This is a genomic window from Methanococcus voltae (assembly GCF_024807655.1).
Classification (GTDB): Archaea; AGJL01; Methanococci; order Methanococcales; family Methanococcaceae; genus Methanococcus; species Methanococcus voltae_D.
Genome location: NZ_JANUCR010000002.1, coordinates 134559 through 153875, shown reverse-complemented (window position 1 = coordinate 153875; position 19317 = coordinate 134559). Strand labels below are relative to the sequence as shown.

15 protein-coding genes are annotated in these 19317 nt (G+C 28.4%); 11 read left to right on the top strand and 4 right to left on the bottom strand.

The features are described from left to right. Positions 1-96 precede the first annotated feature (96 nt). The 4 genes from purD to J3E06_RS03280 form a co-directional block, all read right to left on the bottom strand. On the bottom strand, positions 97-1434 hold the full coding sequence (gene purD, locus J3E06_RS03295; protein WP_013181046.1) for a phosphoribosylamine--glycine ligase: 1338 nt from the start codon (positions 1432-1434) through the stop codon (positions 97-99). A gap of 210 nt (positions 1435-1644) precedes the next feature. Continuing rightward, on the bottom strand, positions 1645-2175 hold the full coding sequence (locus J3E06_RS03290) for a metallophosphoesterase (protein WP_013181045.1): 531 nt from the start codon (positions 2173-2175) through the stop codon (positions 1645-1647). A 343-nt stretch (positions 2176-2518) separates the two neighbouring features. Next, positions 2519-3247 (bottom strand): uroporphyrinogen-III synthase, encoded by a 729-nt coding sequence (locus J3E06_RS03285; protein WP_013181044.1) that lies wholly within the window; start codon positions 3245-3247, stop codon positions 2519-2521. A gap of 41 nt (positions 3248-3288) precedes the next feature. Next, complete coding sequence (locus J3E06_RS03280; RefSeq protein WP_013181043.1) at positions 3289-3687, bottom strand: hypothetical protein; 399 nt, start codon at positions 3685-3687, stop codon at positions 3289-3291. A 265-nt stretch (positions 3688-3952) separates the two neighbouring features. Between J3E06_RS03280 and eno the strand changes: the two genes are divergently transcribed. The 11 genes from eno (at position 3953) to J3E06_RS03225 (ending at position 19282) form a co-directional block, all read left to right on the top strand. Further along, positions 3953-5245, top strand: coding sequence for a phosphopyruvate hydratase (gene eno, locus J3E06_RS03275; RefSeq protein ID WP_013181042.1), 1293 nt, complete (start codon positions 3953-3955; stop codon positions 5243-5245). A gap of 275 nt (positions 5246-5520) precedes the next feature. After that, on the top strand, positions 5521-8331 hold the full coding sequence (locus J3E06_RS03270) for an alanine--tRNA ligase (protein ID WP_013181041.1): 2811 nt from the start codon (positions 5521-5523) through the stop codon (positions 8329-8331). A 373-nt stretch (positions 8332-8704) separates the two neighbouring features. Then, complete coding sequence (locus J3E06_RS03265) at positions 8705-9529, top strand: pantoate kinase (RefSeq protein WP_013181040.1); 825 nt, start codon at positions 8705-8707, stop codon at positions 9527-9529. A 233-nt stretch (positions 9530-9762) separates the two neighbouring features. Continuing rightward, the gene (locus tag J3E06_RS03260) at positions 9763-10617 is read left to right on the top strand and encodes a zinc metalloprotease HtpX (RefSeq protein ID WP_013181039.1); all 855 of its coding nucleotides are present in this window, start codon (positions 9763-9765) and stop codon (positions 10615-10617) included. 295 nt (positions 10618-10912) lie between these two features. Further along, complete coding sequence (locus J3E06_RS03255; RefSeq protein ID WP_013181038.1) at positions 10913-11575, top strand: DUF5612 domain-containing protein; 663 nt, start codon at positions 10913-10915, stop codon at positions 11573-11575. Between the two features lie 194 nt (positions 11576-11769). Beyond that, positions 11770-12714 carry a methionine synthase gene (locus J3E06_RS03250; protein ID WP_013181037.1) on the top strand — a complete coding sequence of 315 codons (945 nt, stop codon included), beginning with the start codon at positions 11770-11772 and terminating at the stop codon, positions 12712-12714. A 288-nt stretch (positions 12715-13002) separates the two neighbouring features. Next, on the top strand, positions 13003-14523 hold the full coding sequence (locus tag J3E06_RS03245) for a DUF7343 domain-containing protein (protein ID WP_013181036.1): 1521 nt from the start codon (positions 13003-13005) through the stop codon (positions 14521-14523). Between the two features lie 281 nt (positions 14524-14804). Further along, positions 14805-15896: an MJ1255/VC2487 family glycosyltransferase gene (locus tag J3E06_RS03240; protein WP_013181035.1), complete on the top strand. Its 1092-nt coding sequence runs from the start codon at positions 14805-14807 to the stop codon at positions 15894-15896. Positions 15897-16113: 217 nt separating this feature from the next. Beyond that, the gene (gene cofD / locus J3E06_RS03235) at positions 16114-17139 is read left to right on the top strand and encodes a 2-phospho-L-lactate transferase (RefSeq protein ID WP_013181034.1); all 1026 of its coding nucleotides are present in this window, start codon (positions 16114-16116) and stop codon (positions 17137-17139) included. Positions 17140-17428: 289 nt separating this feature from the next. Next, positions 17429-18235, top strand: coding sequence for a GTP cyclohydrolase III (locus tag J3E06_RS03230; RefSeq protein ID WP_013181033.1), 807 nt, complete (start codon positions 17429-17431; stop codon positions 18233-18235). A gap of 201 nt (positions 18236-18436) precedes the next feature. Beyond that, a complete protein-coding gene (locus J3E06_RS03225) occupies positions 18437-19282 on the top strand; it encodes an MJ0144 family RNA dihydrouridine synthase-like protein (protein ID WP_013181032.1) in 846 nt (281 codons plus the stop codon). Positions 19283-19317 lie beyond the last annotated feature (35 nt).

Genomic DNA, 19317 nt, shown 5'->3' with positions numbered 1-19317 from the left:
AAAATTCGTAATTTAATATTTAAAATATATTATAAAAATAAATAAATGTAAAATAATAAATGTAAAGTATAAAATGAAATAAAAAATAGAATAATCTTATTTATTAAATAATTCATTTATTCTATTAATCCTCTTTTGAATTAATTTTTTTGTACCGATGTCTCTTCTGTAAAATACTTCCCCTTCGAAGTTTTCGATAGCATTTTGAGCAATTTTTTCCGCATCTTCTATTTTATCGGCAACACCCACTACTGCCGCACTTCTTGAACCGGTGATATATAATTTACCGTCTTCTTCATTTACTGAAGCATAAAATAAAGTGGCACCAGCGTTATTTATTGCGTCAACGTCAATTTTTAACTCTTTATTTTTAACAGGTTCTATTGGATAGCCATTTGGTACAATATATTTACAAACGGTTGCTTTATTATCAAAATCGATGGTTATTTTGTCCAATGTTCCATTTGCGATAGCTTCACAAACTTCTACAAAATCGGTTTTCAAAATAGGCAATAAATTCATAGCTTCAGGGTCGCCAAATCTTGCATTGTACTCAATGATTTTTGGACCATTTACTGTTAACATAAATTGACCATATAAAAAGCCTTTGTATTCGCCAACTTCATTTTCAATAGCTTTTATAGTGTTTTTCATTATTTCTTTTGCTTCTTCGTGCATTTCTTCGTTTAAAAATGGCAATTTGTGGTTAGGACAAGAGTATGAACCCATACCACCAGTTATGGCACCTTCATCGTCGTCATATGCGTGAGGGTGGTCTTGTACAGGAGGCATAAATACAATGTTTTTACCATCTACGAAACCGTGCAAAGTAAATTCAACACCCACAAGTTTTTCCTCGATAATTAACTTGCCTCCCCCAATACTTTTATCAAATACTTCTTTTGCATATTCTTTTGCTTCTTCGTTGTCTTTTAACTGTTCACCAACTACTTTAACGCCTTTACCGCCAGTTAAACCAACTGGTTTAACTACAACTTCTTTTCCTTCGCTTGTCATTTTGTCGATGAACTCAAATACTTCTTCACTGTACTCGTTAAAAGCAGCATAGCTTAAAGAACCGTTTATACTGTATTTTTTAAATAAATTTCTCATAAATTCCTTGCTTGTTTCAATTTGAGCAGGTAATTTATCAGGTCCTGCGGTAGGAATACCCAACTCCCTTAATGCATTAGCCACGCCTACACCCAAAGGAGCTTCTGGCCCAATTACTGCCAAAACAGGGTTTACTTTCTTTGCAAAATTAATTACTGCTTCGACGTCAGTTTCGGGGTTAAATGAAACTTCTTCGGATAATTCAATAATGCCAGGATTTTTAATTTTCATAAGTGTGTATAATTGCACATCTTCGTTTCTTTTTAAAGCCATAGCTATTGCGTGCTCCCTTGCACCGCCACCTACGAGTAAAACTTTCAAATTATCACCAAATAGTTTTATAATATGCCAAATTATGAAATTATAATAAAATATAATAGGATTAAAAGTATAATTCAGATTATTCATTCGTATAAATACTGAGTAATTATCACATATTACATTTACCTAATAATATTTTAAATTTACCACTATATCATATATTTAAATTTACGGATATTACATTAAAAAAATAAAAAGGAAGATAAAAATTTAGTTTTCTTCGTTATCAATAATATCTACATTGTTCAAATCTATTTCAGTGTACTCTTTTGTAGTGGTATTTAGAATACCTATTGAAGCTAAGCCGGTTAACATCCCAAAAGCTTCCCCTGGATTTATAACTAAAACACCGTCTACTTCTTCGAACTTTTGTTCGTGAGTGTGTCCGTGTACTACAACGTCGTATTTTTTTGAGCGTATTATCGAATCTAAGATATTTCCATCTTGTCCGTGTAAAACAAAGAATTTTAAGTTTTCTACATCAAAAGATAGCGAATCTTCAACCTTATTTTCAGGATTTGCTTCTAAGAACCACTCTTTTAAACGGGTTTTTTCACCGTCGTTATTTCCGTATGTAGCATACAATTTAGCGTTTAAATTTTTAAATTCGTTTACTACAAACAAAGAAACAAAATCACCACAATGAATAACTAAATCAACATTAAAACGATTAAAAACTTGGACAGCCTTTCGAATATTTGGTAAATAGTCGTGCGTATCCGATATTAGACCTATTTTCATAAATTCACCAGTAAAAAAATTATAAACATTGTTAAAATTTATAGAACAATATAATCTTACAATATTAATGTAAATATTACAATATTCTTAAAATGTTTTGCACCATAAAATTGCGATAAATTCCCCAAAAACAAGTGAATAAATTTTTAGGGCATATTTAATCAGATATTATGTTAATATTTAAGATTATTTTAATATTTAAGATTATTTATAATTCTACATATGTACACATATACTAATGTAATATTAGTATATAACTATTTATGAATATTATGTTATAAAAAAGAGATATTCATCAAAAAATATAATCTATAAAAATATGATATAAAATGTAATAGATTTATTAATTCTTTAAATTTTTTATTAATTCCATCATTCCGTCAATAGTATATGTTTTTTCAGGCATTAATGAGTCAAAACCAAATTTATCAACATTTTCTTTTGTAATGGGTCCAATTGAAACGACTTTACACTTTTTAAACAAATTCATAAGTTCATCATCAACGTGCTTAAAAAAATTCTTTGCGGTCAACCCACTTGTAAATGTGAGTATTAAATTGTCAGAACCTGTATTTTTCAAAAGTTCTTTTAAATTATCTAAATTTTCAGATATATCTTTTGGTTCTTCCGAACTATAAACAAATAACAAATCTGCGTTTAAATTTTTAACTAAAACGTCTCTTGTAGCTGGTGTAGTCGGAATTAATATTTTTTCGCCAGGTTTTACAACTTTTTTAAGGGCTTCCAAAAGATTTTCCGCAGTATAACTGTTTGGTACTAAATCTGGGTCAAAATTAAAGATTTTTTTGAATTCTTTAGCTGTTTCAATGCCAATTACTCCAATTTTTTTATCTTTTATTTGACTTTTTTGAATTTCTGTTAAATTTTTAAATAATCCTTCTATACCCCTCGGACTCGTAAATACAATCCAATCGTAATTATCGAGTGATACATCTACTTTTTTAAAAGATAACTCTAAAGTAGGCAATATTAAAGGTTCAAAGCCATTTTCTATCAACATATCAGAAAAATTTTTGGCTTTTTGTTTTGGTCGTGTAATTAATACTTTCATAGTATCCCTTCCCACCATTTTAGATATTTAATATACAATATTTAATTTTTGGTGTGTTTATTTAATTCTTTCATATATTGGTTTACTTTTCGTACATCAGACTCATATTTAATCAATTTTAAAACATCTTTATAATTTTCGTCGATATTATCTAATTTTTCAATATTATTTTCAATATTTTCTTCAATTTCAAATATATTTCTGATTAACGGGTCAATATCTTTTTTATTAATGTTATATTTTTCCATTAAATCATTACTATCTTTTATATTATGTTTATTTGCTATTAGGGCTATTTTATTGTTTAAAGAAGCTAATTCTTCGTCAAATACTTTTTTCATAGAATTTATGATTACATTATCCTCAACTAATATATTGTTGCATACATCATTTTTAGTAGTATTATTAATTTTTTGACTATCTGTTTTATCGATTTTCAACGTATCCCCTTATTTTATTTGTAAATAATAATTATAATTATTAGAATATATTACTTTTTATTGATTATTTATACGAGTAAATGCAATTTTTAAATTAAAATCATGGAAAACTATATAATTTAATAGTGGTTATTTAGTATTATTTATTATGGATTTAGTTATTAAACTTTGATTATGTTAAATTGTTATGTTAAATTGAATTATTTAAAATTTGTTCGACAATTTTAGATATTTTACGCATTTAAATTTAAAAATAGGTGAACTTATGTTAAAAAATATTAATGCAAATTTTGACGTTGAAAGAATACAAGCTCGTGAAGTTTTAGATTCAAGGGGAAACCCTACAATCGAAGTAGAAGTGTTAACTTTTGGTGGCGGATATGGTTCTGCAATTGTACCGAGTGGTGCTTCAACAGGTACACACGAAGCTTTGGAATTAAGAGATATGGACAACAGATACGGCGGTAAAGGTGTATTAACTGCTGTTAACAACGTGAATGAAAAAATAGCCCCTTGTTTAGAAGGTATGGATACAAGAATGCAAAGAACCATCGATGAAACACTCTTGGAATTAGATGGTACAAAAGCAAAATCAAACTTAGGAGCTAACGCTATTTTAGGTGTTTCCTTGGCTATTGCAAAAGCTGGTGCAGATACTGCTTCAATGCCATTATATAGGTTTATCGGAGGAAGTAATGCTTATGTATTGCCTACACCAATGATGAATATTATAAATGGTGGAGAACACGCTGGAAACGCTTTAGATTTCCAAGAATTTATGATTATGCCAGTTGGTGCAGACAGTTTTAAAGAAGCTTTAAGAATGTGCTCTGAAACCTACCAAAGTCTTAAAAAAGTAATTGCTAATAAATACGGCAAAGATGCGGTTAACATTGGTGATGAAGGAGGATTCGCACCTAATGTAAAAACTATCGAAGAAGCACTCGCAATATTATCTGAAGGTGTTAAAAGCGCTGGATATGAAGATAAAATCGTATTTGCTCTTGATTGTGCTGCAAGTGAATTCTACAATGCAAAAGAAAATGTTTACGAAGTTGCTGGTGAGAAATTATCAAGTGAGAAATTAATAGAACTTTACAAAGATATGGTTAATGAATATCCTATCGTTTCAATTGAGGACCCATTAGATGAAGAGGATTTCGAAGGTTTTGCAACGATTACTAAGGAATTAAAAGGTATTCAAATCGTGGGCGACGATTTATTTGTCACAAACACAGAAAGACTTAGAAAAGGTATTGAAATGGGTTCAGCTAACTCATTATTGTTAAAAGTGAACCAAATCGGTACATTATCTGAATCAATCGATGCAGCTAATTTATCATTTAGAAATGGCTACAGCGTAGTTGTATCACACAGAAGTGGAGAAACAGAGGATTCGACCATCGCAGATTTATCAGTTGCTTTAAATGCTGGACAAATTAAAACTGGAGCCCCTGCAAGAGGCGAAAGAACGGCTAAATACAACCAATTGCTTAGAATTGAAGAAGAATTGGAATACTCAAAATATGCAGGAAAAGACTTTAAAATTCCATTCTAATTAATTTAATTATTTATTTTAGTTTTTTATTTTAGTTATTTATCTTATTTATTTTATTTATTTTCCATTTTACTTTTTTTATAGTTTATTTCATAGGTGTTGTATTTACTTTTTTTATATTTTATTTTCCACAATCTTGAAATTCAAAAATAAATTATAAATAATATAGATTTATAATGATAATAATTACATTTATATTTCAAAACTATTTCAAAATATTATAATTAAAATATTATACAAAATATCATAAAAATTATTTATCAATCGGTGAAACTATGGAGATTAATCACGATTACAACGTACAACTGTTTAAAGATTTAGGATTTATGCGTAAACAGTGTACCGAATGCGGTCAATACTTTTGGACATTGGATAAAGAAAGAACTACCTGTGGAGACAGCCCTTGCGACCAGTACAGCTTTATAGGTAATCCCATTACTTCAAAACCATATACCTACAACGAAATGCTCAAGGAATATAGGGAATTTTTACACTCAGAAGGACATACGCCTATTAAAAGGTCTCCCGTAGTGGCTAAAAGATGGAGAGACGATATTTTACTTACAATTGCAACTATTGCAGTATTTCAGCCTTGGGTAACAAGTGGATTAGTAAAACCTGTTGAAAATCCCCTTACAATCGCTCAACCATGTATTAGATTAAATGATATCGACAACGTAGGAAGAACAGGTCGTCATTTAACTTGCTTTACAATGGGTGCACACCACGCTTTTAACACTGAAGACGATTTTAAATACTGGACTGATAGAACCGTTGAATTATGCTATAAATTTATGACAAAAATCGGAATAGAAGGTAAATCAATTACATTTATTGAAAGCTGGTGGGAAGGTGGAGGAAACGCTGGACCTTGCTATGAAGTGATAACCCACGGTGTAGAACTTGCTACATTGGTTTTCATGCAATTTAAGAAAGTTGGAGACACTTACGAAGAAATCCCTCTTAAAATTGTAGATACAGGATACGGTATCGAAAGATTTGTATGGGCATCACAAGGTACTTCAAACACTTACGAAGCGATATTTAGCAATATAATCAATATTTTAAAGAAAAATGCAGGAATTGGCGAAATTAACAAAAAAATATTAGATGAAAGTGCTAAATTAGCCGGTTTAATGGATATTGAAAACGTAGGCGATTTGAGAGTTTTAAGACAACAAGTTGCTGAAAAAATGAATATGGATGTAAATGAACTTGATAAAGTATTATCCCCGTTAGAATACATCTATGCGATTACTGACCATACTAGATGCCTTACTTTTATGTTGGGTGATGGTATCGTACCTTCTAACGTTAAAGACGGATATTTAGCAAGATTGGTATTGAGGAAAACTCTTAGATATATGGAAAAAGTAGGTATTACAATGAGTATAAACGATATTGTAGACTTACAGCTTGAAGAATTAAAAGAAAACTATCCTGAATTGATGAAAATGAAAAAATATATTCACGATGTATTAGAATCTGAAGAAAGAAAATATGCTCAAACCGTAAACAAAGGTAGAGGTATTGTTCAGAGAATGGTGCAATCAAATAAAAAATCCAGTGTTTCTGAAATAACACTCGATGATTTAATCAATTTATATGATAGTAAAGGATTACCTCCTGAATTAGTACAGGATATAATTTTTGAAATTAATGAAAATGAAATAAACAATTTAAAAAGAATTGCAGAAAGAAAAGGCGAATTAGTTAGCGATGATGCAATAGCCGAAATTAAAAGCAAACAAATTAAAATAAACGTTCCTGACAATTTCTATACGATTGTTGCTGAAAAACACGAAGAAGAAAAGTCAGATGTTCAAAATGAGAATATTGACAGTAAAAAAGAACTTCCTCCGGTTAATGTCAACGGGAAAAGTGTTGAACCTACAGAATTCCTTTTCCATAGAAATAGCAAACAAATTGACTTTAAAGCAAAAGTTCTTGCTGTTGTAGAAGACCATGTTATTCTTGATAAAACACTATTCTATGCTGAAGGTGGAGGTCAAAAATACGATATTGGTACTTTAAGTAGTATTGACGTTATTGACGTACAAAAACAGAATAACGTTGTATACCATAAAGTAAGCGATGTTAAAAGTTTTAAAGTTGGCGATATGATTTATGGAAAAATCAACTGGGAAAATAGAATCAAATTGATGAGAAACCACACTGCTACTCACATTATAAATGCTGCAGCTACTCAAGTACTTGGTAATCATATATGGCAAACTGGTTCAAACGTAGATACTGAAAAAGGTAGGTTAGATATTACCCATTTTGAAAGAATTACCAGAGACGAGATTAAAGAAATAGAAAAAGTTGCAAACGATATTGTACTTAGAGCTATCCCAATTACTTGCGAATTCTTAGAAAGAAACGAAGCAGAGCAAAGATATGGCTTTAGTATTTATCAGGGTGGTGTAGTTCCGGGCGATACCCTTAGAATTATTAGTATTCCAGACATTGACACTGAAGCTTGTGGTGGTACACACTGCGAGAATACACTTGAAGTTGGATATATTAAAATCTTAAAAACTGAAAGAATACAAGATGGTGTGGAAAGACTCGAATATTCAAGTGGTGCTAATTCCGTTGGAGAAGTTGCAACCATTGAAGACTTAGTACTAGATTCTGCATCAGTATTTGGGGTTCCTGCTGAACAATTACCTAAAACAGCTGAAAGATTCTTCGAAGAATGGAAAGAACAGCGTAAAAAAATAGAAGAGCTTCAAAAACGAGTCGGAGAACTTGTAAAATACGAACTCAATAACAGCTTTGTAAAAGTTGGAAAATTCGATGTATTGGTTGAAAAAATTGATGCTGATGTTAAAGAATTAATGAATACTGCCGATAACCTTGTAAAAGATGATAGTATCGTTGTACTGCTTAACAATAATGGTAATATCTTGCTAAAAAGAGGGGATAATGTAGAAATCAACATGAAAACTCTTATTAGGCAAGTTGCGAAAGGTGGCGGTAAAGAAAACTTAGCACAGGGTAAATATACGGAAGAATTTGAAGAAATTAAAAATAAAGTTATTGAATTTATTGGAAATTCTTCAATCGATTACATCATTTAATGATTTATTACATAATATATCATTAATACATTATTTTTTTAATTTTTAATTTTTAATTTTTAAGTATTAAGTATTAAGTATTAACTTTAAATTTTCAAAAACGTGCATAAAACTTTTATACTTTTTGGAAGTATTTATTCTAAGAAATACATCATTTGTAATTAATGATAATGATGAATATGGCGAACATAAAATTGATATATCATATATTCGATTTTATACGGAATATAAACTATAAAATATAATATATAAAATGTAAAAAATAATAAAATTGAAAAATAAATTATGAACTTACGAACTTACGAACAATACTATCATAAATTTAAATATAAATTTAAAATTTATAGTTGACAGTTCTTTTTTAGGTGTCATTATGTATATACCCGCACATATTACAGGATTTTTTAAAATAGTCAGAAAAAACGAAAACTTAAAAACAGGTTCAACAGGTGCTGGTTTTTCACTTGATAAAGGAACCCATACGGAAATAAAAGAAGGCAAGGGAAGAGTTTATTTTAATGGCGAAGAAATAGACCTTTGTCCTGCTAAAGACGTGTTAAATCACTTTAAAAAAGTTGTTGGAGAAGAAAATTTCAACATTGACGTTCATTACACTTCAGATTTTCCCCTTGGCTGTGGTATGGGCACATCCGGAGGTTGCTCTCTGGGTTTAGCCCACGTATTAAATAATACCTTTAAATGTAATGAAAAACCTATCGAAATAGCCCATATTGCAGAAGTAAAATGTAATACGGGTTTAGGAGACGTAGTTGCCCAGGAATACGGCGGTATTGGTATAACCACTACTCCAGGATTACCGGCACATGTAAAAAAGCTTAATTTAGATAATATAAACGATTATTACGTTGTAGTGGATATTATAGGCAATAAAAACACGGATACCATAATAAATAATCCCAAATGGATAGAAACAATAAACATTACCGCAGATGCTAAACTTGAAAAATTGCTAAAAAAACCAACTTTAGAATATTTAATGGAACTTTCTTACGACTTTGCAAAAAATACTGGACTTGCGACTGATGATATTATTGAAATTTGTGAAGACCTAAAATTTACACTCGGTGCTTCTCAAGCTATGTTAGGAAACACAATATTTTGTATTTGCACGGAAAAAGAACTCGATGATGTTAAATCAATACTCAAAAATCCAATAACTTGTAAAATATACGAATAAATACAGATAATTTTCATTTTATTCTATTTTTAATTGTTAATTTTAATATATAGTCCTATTTTATTAGTTTCTCATTAATTTCAAATAATTATATATATTAGTATAACATTTATTTAATCTTAAAATAATGACTAATTAAATTATTAATTATTAATTATTAAAATTTACAAATAAAAAAAATAAGATTAATTTAAAAACCCTAAAAATTTAAATAATATGTATAAGGTGTAATTATGCTAAATACAGCGAAAATAATATTATTAATGGCAGGATTAACTGGTTTACTATATGCAGTCTGCAGTTTATTTAACATACCCCCAATATTTGCAATATTATTTGCACTAATTCCCAACTTAATCGCATACTTTTATAGTGATAAAATAGTTTTATCATCATATGGTGCAAGAATTGTAAGTGAAGAAGAAGCTCCTGAGCTTTATAGAATAGTTTCAAGAGTTGCAGAACGTGCAAATATACCCGTGCCAAGAGTAGCCCTTATAAATACAGAAACTCCTAATGCTTTTGCTACCGGTAGAAGTCCAAAAAAGGCCGTTGTAGCTGTCACTTTAGGAATTATGGAAATATTAACCGAACAAGAACTGGAAGGGGTTATCGCTCACGAAATCGGGCACGTAAAACATAGGGATATACTTACAGGCTCAATAGTAGCTACAATAGCCGGTGCTATTGTTTATATGACCCACGTATTACAATGGGGTTTAATATTTGGTGGCGGTCGAGATAACGACAACCCCGGCGGTTTAGTGGGCTCATTGTTAGCAATAATAGTTGCACCAATTGCCGCATCAATTATACAAATGGCAATTTCTCGACAAAATGAGTATAAAGCAGATGAAGCCGGTGCTTTATATTCAAATCCAGTTTATTTAGCGAATGCACTTAATAAATTAGAAAAAGGAGTGAATGCAGTACCTTTAAAGAATGGTAATCAAGCTACAGCGCATATGTTTATTGTAAATCCATTTAGAGGTAAAGATTTTGCAAGTTTATTCTCCACGCACCCTTCAACAGCAGATAGGATTAATAAACTTATGGAAATGGCAGGAAATCCCAAATATCTACGTTAAAAGCTAACTTTCGATATTCCAAAATATATTACAATTTATTTAACTTTTTTAGATTTATTAATTAGCCCCTCAATTATGGGATATGTGCGTATAATTTATCCAAAATTAAATAACTTTTAAATAATGGTACTACAATTTTGTATATATTAATTAAAAATATAAATTTAAATAATTAAATAAACAGTTTGTTATAATGTTAGTATAATGTTAGTATACTATTATTAGTATTATTATTATTATTATTATTATGTTGCAATATTTATTAAATTATAAATGGTATTAAATAGGGATTAAAATGTATAAAAACGAAATTGGACTTAGTATTGAAACCGACGTGAATAACAAAAACATTCAATCGATTCTTAACATAATTAAGGAAGATAAAGGTTGTATATCATATATTCACGAATTTAAAACAGAATATGGTAAAGAATTGATTCATTTGGAAGCTGAAAATTTAAGTGATATCGAAAAAACGGTTTCTAAGATAAACAGCTTGGAATTTGTTAGTAATGTTGAAGTTCACGATACGATGGACAAAATATTTGGTAAAAGAGTAATTATATTTGGTGGTGGTAGCCAAGTAACACAAGTCGCAATCGGGGCAATTAGTGAAGCAGACCGTCATAATATACGAGGAGAACGTATAAGTATCGATACAATACCCATTGTGGGCGAAGAAGAACTATACAACGCAATTTTAGCATTTCAGAGATTGCCGAGAGCTGGAGTATTAGTACTTGCAGGTTCGTTAATGGGTGGAAAAATAACCGAAGCAGTTAAGCAAGTGAAAGAAAACACGGATTTACCAATTATATCCTTAAATATGTTTGGTAGCGTTGTTAATCACGTTGATTTAGTTGTTTCCGACCCAGTTCAAGCAGGCGTTCTTGCAGTAATGACAATTGCCTCAACAGCTAAATTTGACATAAGTAGAATCAATAAAAAAGTTATTTAATCATTTTAAATTTTTTCGCCTTATTTTTATTTTATTCTATTTTTATTTTTTTATATATTGACGTTGTCATTTTCCATAACTTATATATTAGATATTGTTTATATTAATAAAAAATGTAAATATTAAATATGTTTTATTATATTTTATAATGTGTTAAAAAATTTAAATGGTCAATTATATTAGTGGGTGATTAAATGATAAAAACTGTTGTGGGAAGTTATCCCGTTCTTAAACGTCAGCAGCCCCAAAATTTTAAAGAAAAAGTACTTGATAAATTAGGATTATTTGATAGATTTAAGAAATCAATGGATAGAGCCATAGAAGCGCAACTTGAAGCCAAAATCGATATCATAAGCGATGGTCAAGTCCGTGGGGATATGGTAGATATATTTACAAGCCAAATGTATGGATTCCAGGGCAAAAAAGTTGTTGATAGAATAGAATTTTTAAAACCTATTACTTTTAAAGATTTAAAATATACAAACGAATATGTTAAATCAAAAAATCCTAATGTCGGCGTAAAAGGTCTTTTAACAGGTGCTTGTACCATAGCTTCGTCTGTTAGGGTTGAAAGATATTATTCAGACAATAAAGATGAAAATTTAATTATGGACTTAGCAAGAGCACTCAATAAGGAAGCTTTGTCAATACAAGATTATGTTAAGGTTATACAAATTGACGAACCTATCTTATCAACAGGATTATATGATATGAAAGTTGCTAAAAAAGCTATTGACGAGATAACTAAAGGTTTAAACGTACCTACTGCGATTCACGTGTGCGGTAATGTTAAGAATATCTTTGAAGAGCTAAATGAGTTTAACGTTGATATATTAGACCACGAATTTGCATCAAATCGAGATAATTTAGATATTTTAGAAATTTGCAAGAAAAAAGTAGGTTTTGGATGTATTAATACCAAATTAAAGACTATTGATACGATTGATAATATCAAAGAACTTTTAAACGAAGGTATTGATATTATAAAACAGAATGATTATATAAACGATGATTTAGACAACAATATCATTATTGACCCTGATTGTGGTATGAGATTATTACCCGAGAGTGTTGCTTTCGGTAAATTAAAAAACATGGTAATAGCTGCTGAAGAAATTGAAAAGGAGCTGTTTAATTAATAATGATATAATAATATTTTGATAAAATTAATATTGGTATAACTAACTAAAAAATACGATTACGAATATGTTGAATTTACGTAATCTACCCCATAACTTTTAACTTAATCTTTAATTTACAAATGAGAAGTGAAAAGTCTAAATATTATATAAATACGTATGTTATTCAAAAATTAAACTTAAACATTATAAATATAATGGATTACATAAATAATACAATAATTTAAATTAATTAACCCTAATTAATAAAATTAAATCAATTACTATCAAATTTACACTGGAGATAGTATGATTATGAAAAAAAGTTTTAAAAAAAATTTAAAAGCAAAAGCAAAAACAGGGAATACTGTAAAAATAGGCCTAAAAAATTATAATATAAACGTTAAAAGCAGATTACTTTTTAAAGTAATAATATTGACGGCGTTAATGGCTTTTTGTACAATTTCCACAGTTGACGGTGTCAGGATACAAAATTATAACGTTGATTGTAAGATAAATACCTCAAACGTGATAAATGAAACTATCGTTTTAAAAATATACAATAACGAAAGTGAAAACATTGATAAAATTAAGTTTGATATTCCCCAATTATTTTCAAATCCTTCTTTAAGCTCAGAAAATGGTATTAAATCGTATGGTTTAAGTACCTCTGAAGGAGTTACTTCACTAAATATAGATTTTGAAGAACCATTGAAGCCAGGAGCTACAACTACACTCACTATTGGGTTTATAAGGGATATTGACATCGATTATCAAGGTAAAAAGTTTTTAACGATTACAGTTCCAGCCTATGATTCCAAATTTACAATGAATATCGCATTACCACAAGGTGCAAGTATTGTATCACCTGCAGAAGGTATATTAAGTATATCACCTCGAAATTACACCATAGAAACGGATGGTAAAAGAATATACATCAAATGGGTTAAGGATTTAGATGCAGATGAAAAATTTTTTACATCCTCAGTTAATTACGCAATATTAACTCCCGTAAATCCACCAATGGACGAAATAAACGATAATAACAATAATGAAATTATAAATATATATACAATATCATTATCTGCTATTGTCGGATTACTCATTGCAATATTGATTTATTTAGCATACCGGCTTAAAATAATTCGTAAAAAATCAATAGAAGATGAAGAATTAGATGAAGAAAAAAGAGACGAAATAAATGACTTAATGAAAAATTTGGAAATTTCAGAAATTAATTTAAAAAATTGTAATAAAGAAATTGAAAAACTTGAAAAACTTAATTCGGAACAGTATTCAGAACTTAAAAAATTGCACGAAGATTTAGAGGCTTATAAAATTAAAAATGTGGAATGCAATAATACAATTACAAATTTAGAAAATAAATTAAAATTTGAAAAAGAAATTAATGAAAAGCTTTCTGATGCAATCACGGAGCGAGATGCTAAAATCAAAGCATTAGAAAATTACGAAGAATTGTGTGAAAAGCATAAAAAAACAATTGAAAAATTAGATAAAGAACTTACATCTAAAAAAGAACATATTGATACATTGGAAGTAAAAATCGATGAATATAGCGTTGGAAAAGCCGAAACATTATTAAATATATTAACGAGCGAAGAAAAAGAGATTATTAATATAATAAAGGAACACGGTACTATATCTCAAAAAGAAATTGTTGATATTACAGAATATACAAAATCAAAGATTTCGAGAATGATTTCTGACCTTGAACAGCGTGGTATTGTCGAAAAAATTAAATTGGGAAGATTAAATAAAATTAAATTATCAAAAAAATTTGAAGATACTGAAGACATTGATATCAATTAATGTCTTTTTTTAACTTTTAAATATGGGATAATTTTTACATAATTATATTTATCAATATATTATTTTAAGTATTAGTTTTAGTAAATTATCGTGATATTATCAGAAATTTTATATACTTCAAAGAGATATTTATAAGAAAACTTAATGTATAAAAACTTGAAAAAGTATAGAATACATGAAATATGAATTTATGAGATAGGAATTATTTAAAAATAATAAAAACCAAAAGTAAAATCAAAATTAAAACTAATTTATTTATAATATATTCCAAGGTGGATATTATGAAAGTATTGATATCAGTTTGCGGTGAAGGATTTGGACATACCACTCGGTGTATTGCCCTTGGAAAAGAATTATCTAAGAAACATGATGTTAAATTCGTAGCATATGGGAAAAGTAAAGACTTTATTGAACTATCAAAATACGAGGTATTGGAAACATACCCTGAAATAAAATTATCTGGAAAGAATGGTAAATTTGATATTAAAAGAAGTATGTTTAACACACAGTACCACCCTACAAAAGCAGTTAAAAGGGAATTACAAATAATAAAGGATTATAACCCGGATTTGGTAATTTCGGATTGTAAATACAGTACAATATTAGCATCAAAAATTTCCAAAAAGCCTTATTATATAATAACGAATCAAAATGCTACAAAAACACAAAAAAAGGAAAAATATATCGTTTATCCTGTTATGAAAGTATTAAATGCAGTAAATAAATCTGCGGAAAAATTGATAATTCCGGATTTGCCTGCACCATACACAATTTGCGAATACAATTTGAAAATGATTAATAACTTACGATTCAGCGGTCCTTTAATTCGTTATGACGTAGGTGAAGATGAAAACGAGTATTCAGAAGATTATATATTGAGTGTAATCGGCGGTTTTGAATATAGACTTAAAATATTGGAGTTAATAAACGAAATATCCAAGAAAACTGGTTTAAAAGTAAAATTAGTTTGTGGTAGTCATGAAGTGGCTAAAAAACTTGAAAAAAATAAAGGAAAAAATGTTGAAATAATCCCAGTTTCTACAGAAATGGATAAATTAATCAAAAAATGTTCGATGATAGTTTGCCACGGGGGACACTCAACACTTATGGAAGCAGTCAGTTTTGGAAAACCTATTATTACAATCCCCGATTTAGACCATCCTGAACAGGAAAACAACGCATTAAAAATTCAAGAATTAAAATGTGGAATTGCTCTTAATTATAAAATTCTCGAAAAAGAATTAGAACCTTCAATTATGAAACTTAAGAATGATAAAACTTATTCCAAAAATGCGAAAAAACTTAGAGAAATTGCATTAAAATACGATGGTAAGGAAAAATTAATCGAAGAATTAGAAGATTCAATACTTTAAGTAAATTTAATATTATAATTTAATACATTATTTTTACAGAAATTATCTATTTTTTTATTTTTTTTATTTATTTAGAGATTATTTAATTTTAATTTTTTTAGTTATTTTACAGAGATTATAAAAAAATAACTCAAAACAAATATAAAACAAATATAAATGTGATATATTATTATGTTAATGTATAATTACTAAATGTATATCATAAAAAGGTGAATTTATGAATATTACCCCAGATAAAAATGAAAACGATAAAAACAACTATAATAACTTAAAAATTACAATATTATCAGGAGGGACTGGGACGCCTAAATTAATTCAAGGATTTATGGAAATTGAAGATTTAAACAAAGAAAATGTTTCCATTATTGTAAATACGGGTGAAGATAACTGGATTGGTGATATATATTTAACACCCGATATAGATACAGTATTGTACTCACTATCGAATCTTATTAATGAAGAAACTTGGTATGGAGTAAAAAATGATACATTCTATTGCCACGAGCAGTTAAAAAAATATGGATTTGATGAAGTCTTAAAAATTGGAGACAAAGACAGGGCTTTGAAAACCTACAAGAGTACTTTAATAAAAAAAGGCGTTAAACTTTCTGATATAATCGATGACGTTAGGGAAGGACTCGGCATATCTACTAAAATATATCCTATGAGTAATGATAAAATTCAGACTAAAATTTTAATCGTTGATGAGGGATGTGAAAATCAAAAAAATATATTAATAAAATTTCACGACTTTTGGGTAAATAGGCGAGGAAATGCTAAAGTAGTAGATGTATTCTATGAAAACTCAAACTACGCCGATGCTGTTGAAAACGCCCTTATAGATATTGAAAATAGTGATATTGTAATCATTGGTCCATCTAATCCCATTACGTCAATAAATCCTATATTAAGTGTTCCAAAAATTAGAGAATGTTTAAAAAACAAAATTGTATACGCAGTTTCGCCAATAATTGGTAATAACCCAGTTAGTGGACCTGCAGGTACTTTGATGAAAGCTAAAGGTTATAATGTCAGTTCAAAAAGTGTCTACGAAATATATAACGATATATTAGATGTTTTTATAATGGACGAAACTGATAACACCGATGAAACTGATAATATAGGCAATATCGATAATAAAATTAAGATATTCAAATGTAATACTATTATGAAAAATATAGATAATAAAAAAGAACTTGCAAAAAATATCTTAAATCACTATGTTAAGAATTTTAAAGAATAATGGATATATAGTATAAGATATTATTAAAAAATGCTTTAATATTACAATAATAATGGAAAATTTAAATTTTTAAACCCTCAAAAGTAATGATATTATACATATTGAATATAAAATTAATAATGGTATTAAATATAATAGACAATATTAAAAATAATTAATATGTTATGGTATTAAATAATAGGAAATAAAATATATGAAAGTAAGTAATAATAAGCATATGATTAAAATGTGCAATGATTAAAATGTATATGGTTTAGCATAAATACATAATCTCAGGAAGGAGATAAAAATGATACAAATAACTGTTATGCAAATTGATAATTACGGACCGTGGACAGTAACCCCTAATCCTCGAAGAGAAAGCGATTTACAAGCTCTTCAATCAAGATTATATACCGATTTAAGTTTACAATTTGGGGTCCATAAAGGACTCGTATTTTATACAAGATTTGACAATTTAATTGCTGTTACGAATGGTATTGATTTAGAAACACATAAAAGAATTCAGAACAGTGTTAAAAATAGATATCCTTTTACATTAAGTATGTCAATAGCTTCTGCAGAAACGCCATACGAAGCTCAAAAAATTGCTACAAAAAGATTACAAGAATATGGTAGCGCACAAGATGAAGTTAGGAAAGAAGTATTTGATGTATCAACTGAGTTAGTATCTGAAAATGAAGGATACGTTCAATTGGCACATATCGATATTGACGATGTTACAGGTACTATGACCGATAAAGACTCTGCATACGATACATATTTACAAATAAAAGATGCTCAAGTAAAATTATTCAAATCTTTGAAAAAATACAACGCACTTGGATTTTTCATAGGTGGAGACAATTTTATGTGCCCTTGTAATGGTATGAATGAAAATGACTTAAGTTGTATGTTTGAAGATATCTTAAAATCAGATGGAATTAGTTTAAAAGCAGGTTTAGGTATTGGGAAAACTGCGGAAGATGCTTCAAATCTTGCAGATATTGGTTTGGAAATAATAAGGGATGGTAAATGTGAAGGTTCAGTATATACCTTAAAACAAAACTCTGAAGAATCTCTTAAAATACCACATAATTATACTTGCTCAATTTAATCCATTTATTAAATGAGTTATATATTAATATTCATATATTCCCAAATATCTATTTTAAATTAATTAATTAATTAATCAAGTTTAAGTTTTCAATTTTTATAATTAGTTTTATAACTTATAGTATAATTATGTTTTATTATATTTTATACCATAATTTATGAAATTTAAGAACGTTAAGAGTATTCTGAGGAATATGATAATATGGCAAATTTAAAACATTACCAAAAATTAAAAAAATTAAAAAATAAAATCGTTCTTGCACCTATGGCCGGAATAACCGATGCAAAATTTTGTAAAAAATTTGATAATTTTGGAATTATATGTATTGGTGCATACAACCTCGATAATGAAACATTAAAAGCAAGCTTTGAAATCGAAAATAGGGGTAGAAAAGAATTCAATATCCCCCTGAATAAATTTAGCGAATATATAAAAAATGAAACTTTTGAAATTAAAAATTCCCCATATGGTAAAAATTCTTTAATTTCTGCAAATATTAGATTTAAAGATTTAGATTTAAAAAGTAATCCATATTTATTAGATAATTTAAAAACCATTATTGAAAATTGCGATATAATTGAATTTAATTGCCATTGTAGACAGCCTGAAATTACTAATTTAGGACTTGGGCAAGAATTAATCACAAAAAAAGGAATGAAAAATTTATGTAATATTCTTAAATTTATCAAAGATACTAATATAATTAGAAATATAAATATAACAGATTCAGACAATTCAATCCCTGTTTTCATTAAGATAAGGGCAAATTATATTTCTTCGGAAGAATTAATTAAAAATTTTGAGGAAAATAGCATAATGGATTACATTGACGGTATACATATTGATTGTTTTAATCCAGGTCATAATTATGCAGATTTGGATTATTTGAAAGATATAAGAATTGCATTCCCCGATATTATAATTATAGGTAATAATTCAGTTAAATCCGTTGAAGATGCAAAAAAAATGTTAAAATATTGTGATTTTGTATCTGTTGCGAGATGTGTATTATCCAATAATATAGAATGGATTAAAAAAATAAAATAATAATTAAATAATAATTAAATATAAAATATATATAA

What these genes read in the sequence shown, in the direction of transcription:
- J3E06_RS03290 (WP_013181045.1), bottom strand. Translation starts at nt 2,175, where the DNA reads ATGAAAATAGGTCTAATATCGGATACGCACGACTATTTACCAAATATT.
- J3E06_RS03285 (WP_013181044.1), bottom strand. Translation starts at nt 3,247, where the DNA reads ATGAAAGTATTAATTACACGACCAAAACAAAAAGCCAAAAATTTTTCT.
- eno (WP_013181042.1), top strand. Translation starts at nt 3,953, where the DNA reads ATGTTAAAAAATATTAATGCAAATTTTGACGTTGAAAGAATACAAGCT.
- J3E06_RS03270 (WP_013181041.1), top strand. Translation starts at nt 5,521, where the DNA reads ATGGAGATTAATCACGATTACAACGTACAACTGTTTAAAGATTTAGGA.
- J3E06_RS03265 (WP_013181040.1), top strand. Translation starts at nt 8,705, where the DNA reads ATGTATATACCCGCACATATTACAGGATTTTTTAAAATAGTCAGAAAA.
- J3E06_RS03260 (WP_013181039.1), top strand. Translation starts at nt 9,763, where the DNA reads ATGCTAAATACAGCGAAAATAATATTATTAATGGCAGGATTAACTGGT.
- J3E06_RS03255 (WP_013181038.1), top strand. Translation starts at nt 10,913, where the DNA reads ATGTATAAAAACGAAATTGGACTTAGTATTGAAACCGACGTGAATAAC.
- J3E06_RS03250 (WP_013181037.1), top strand. Translation starts at nt 11,770, where the DNA reads ATGATAAAAACTGTTGTGGGAAGTTATCCCGTTCTTAAACGTCAGCAG.
- J3E06_RS03245 (WP_013181036.1), top strand. Translation starts at nt 13,003, where the DNA reads ATGATTATGAAAAAAAGTTTTAAAAAAAATTTAAAAGCAAAAGCAAAA.
- J3E06_RS03240 (WP_013181035.1), top strand. Translation starts at nt 14,805, where the DNA reads ATGAAAGTATTGATATCAGTTTGCGGTGAAGGATTTGGACATACCACT.
- cofD (WP_013181034.1), top strand. Translation starts at nt 16,114, where the DNA reads ATGAATATTACCCCAGATAAAAATGAAAACGATAAAAACAACTATAAT.
- J3E06_RS03230 (WP_013181033.1), top strand. Translation starts at nt 17,429, where the DNA reads ATGATACAAATAACTGTTATGCAAATTGATAATTACGGACCGTGGACA.
- J3E06_RS03225 (WP_013181032.1), top strand. Translation starts at nt 18,437, where the DNA reads ATGGCAAATTTAAAACATTACCAAAAATTAAAAAAATTAAAAAATAAA.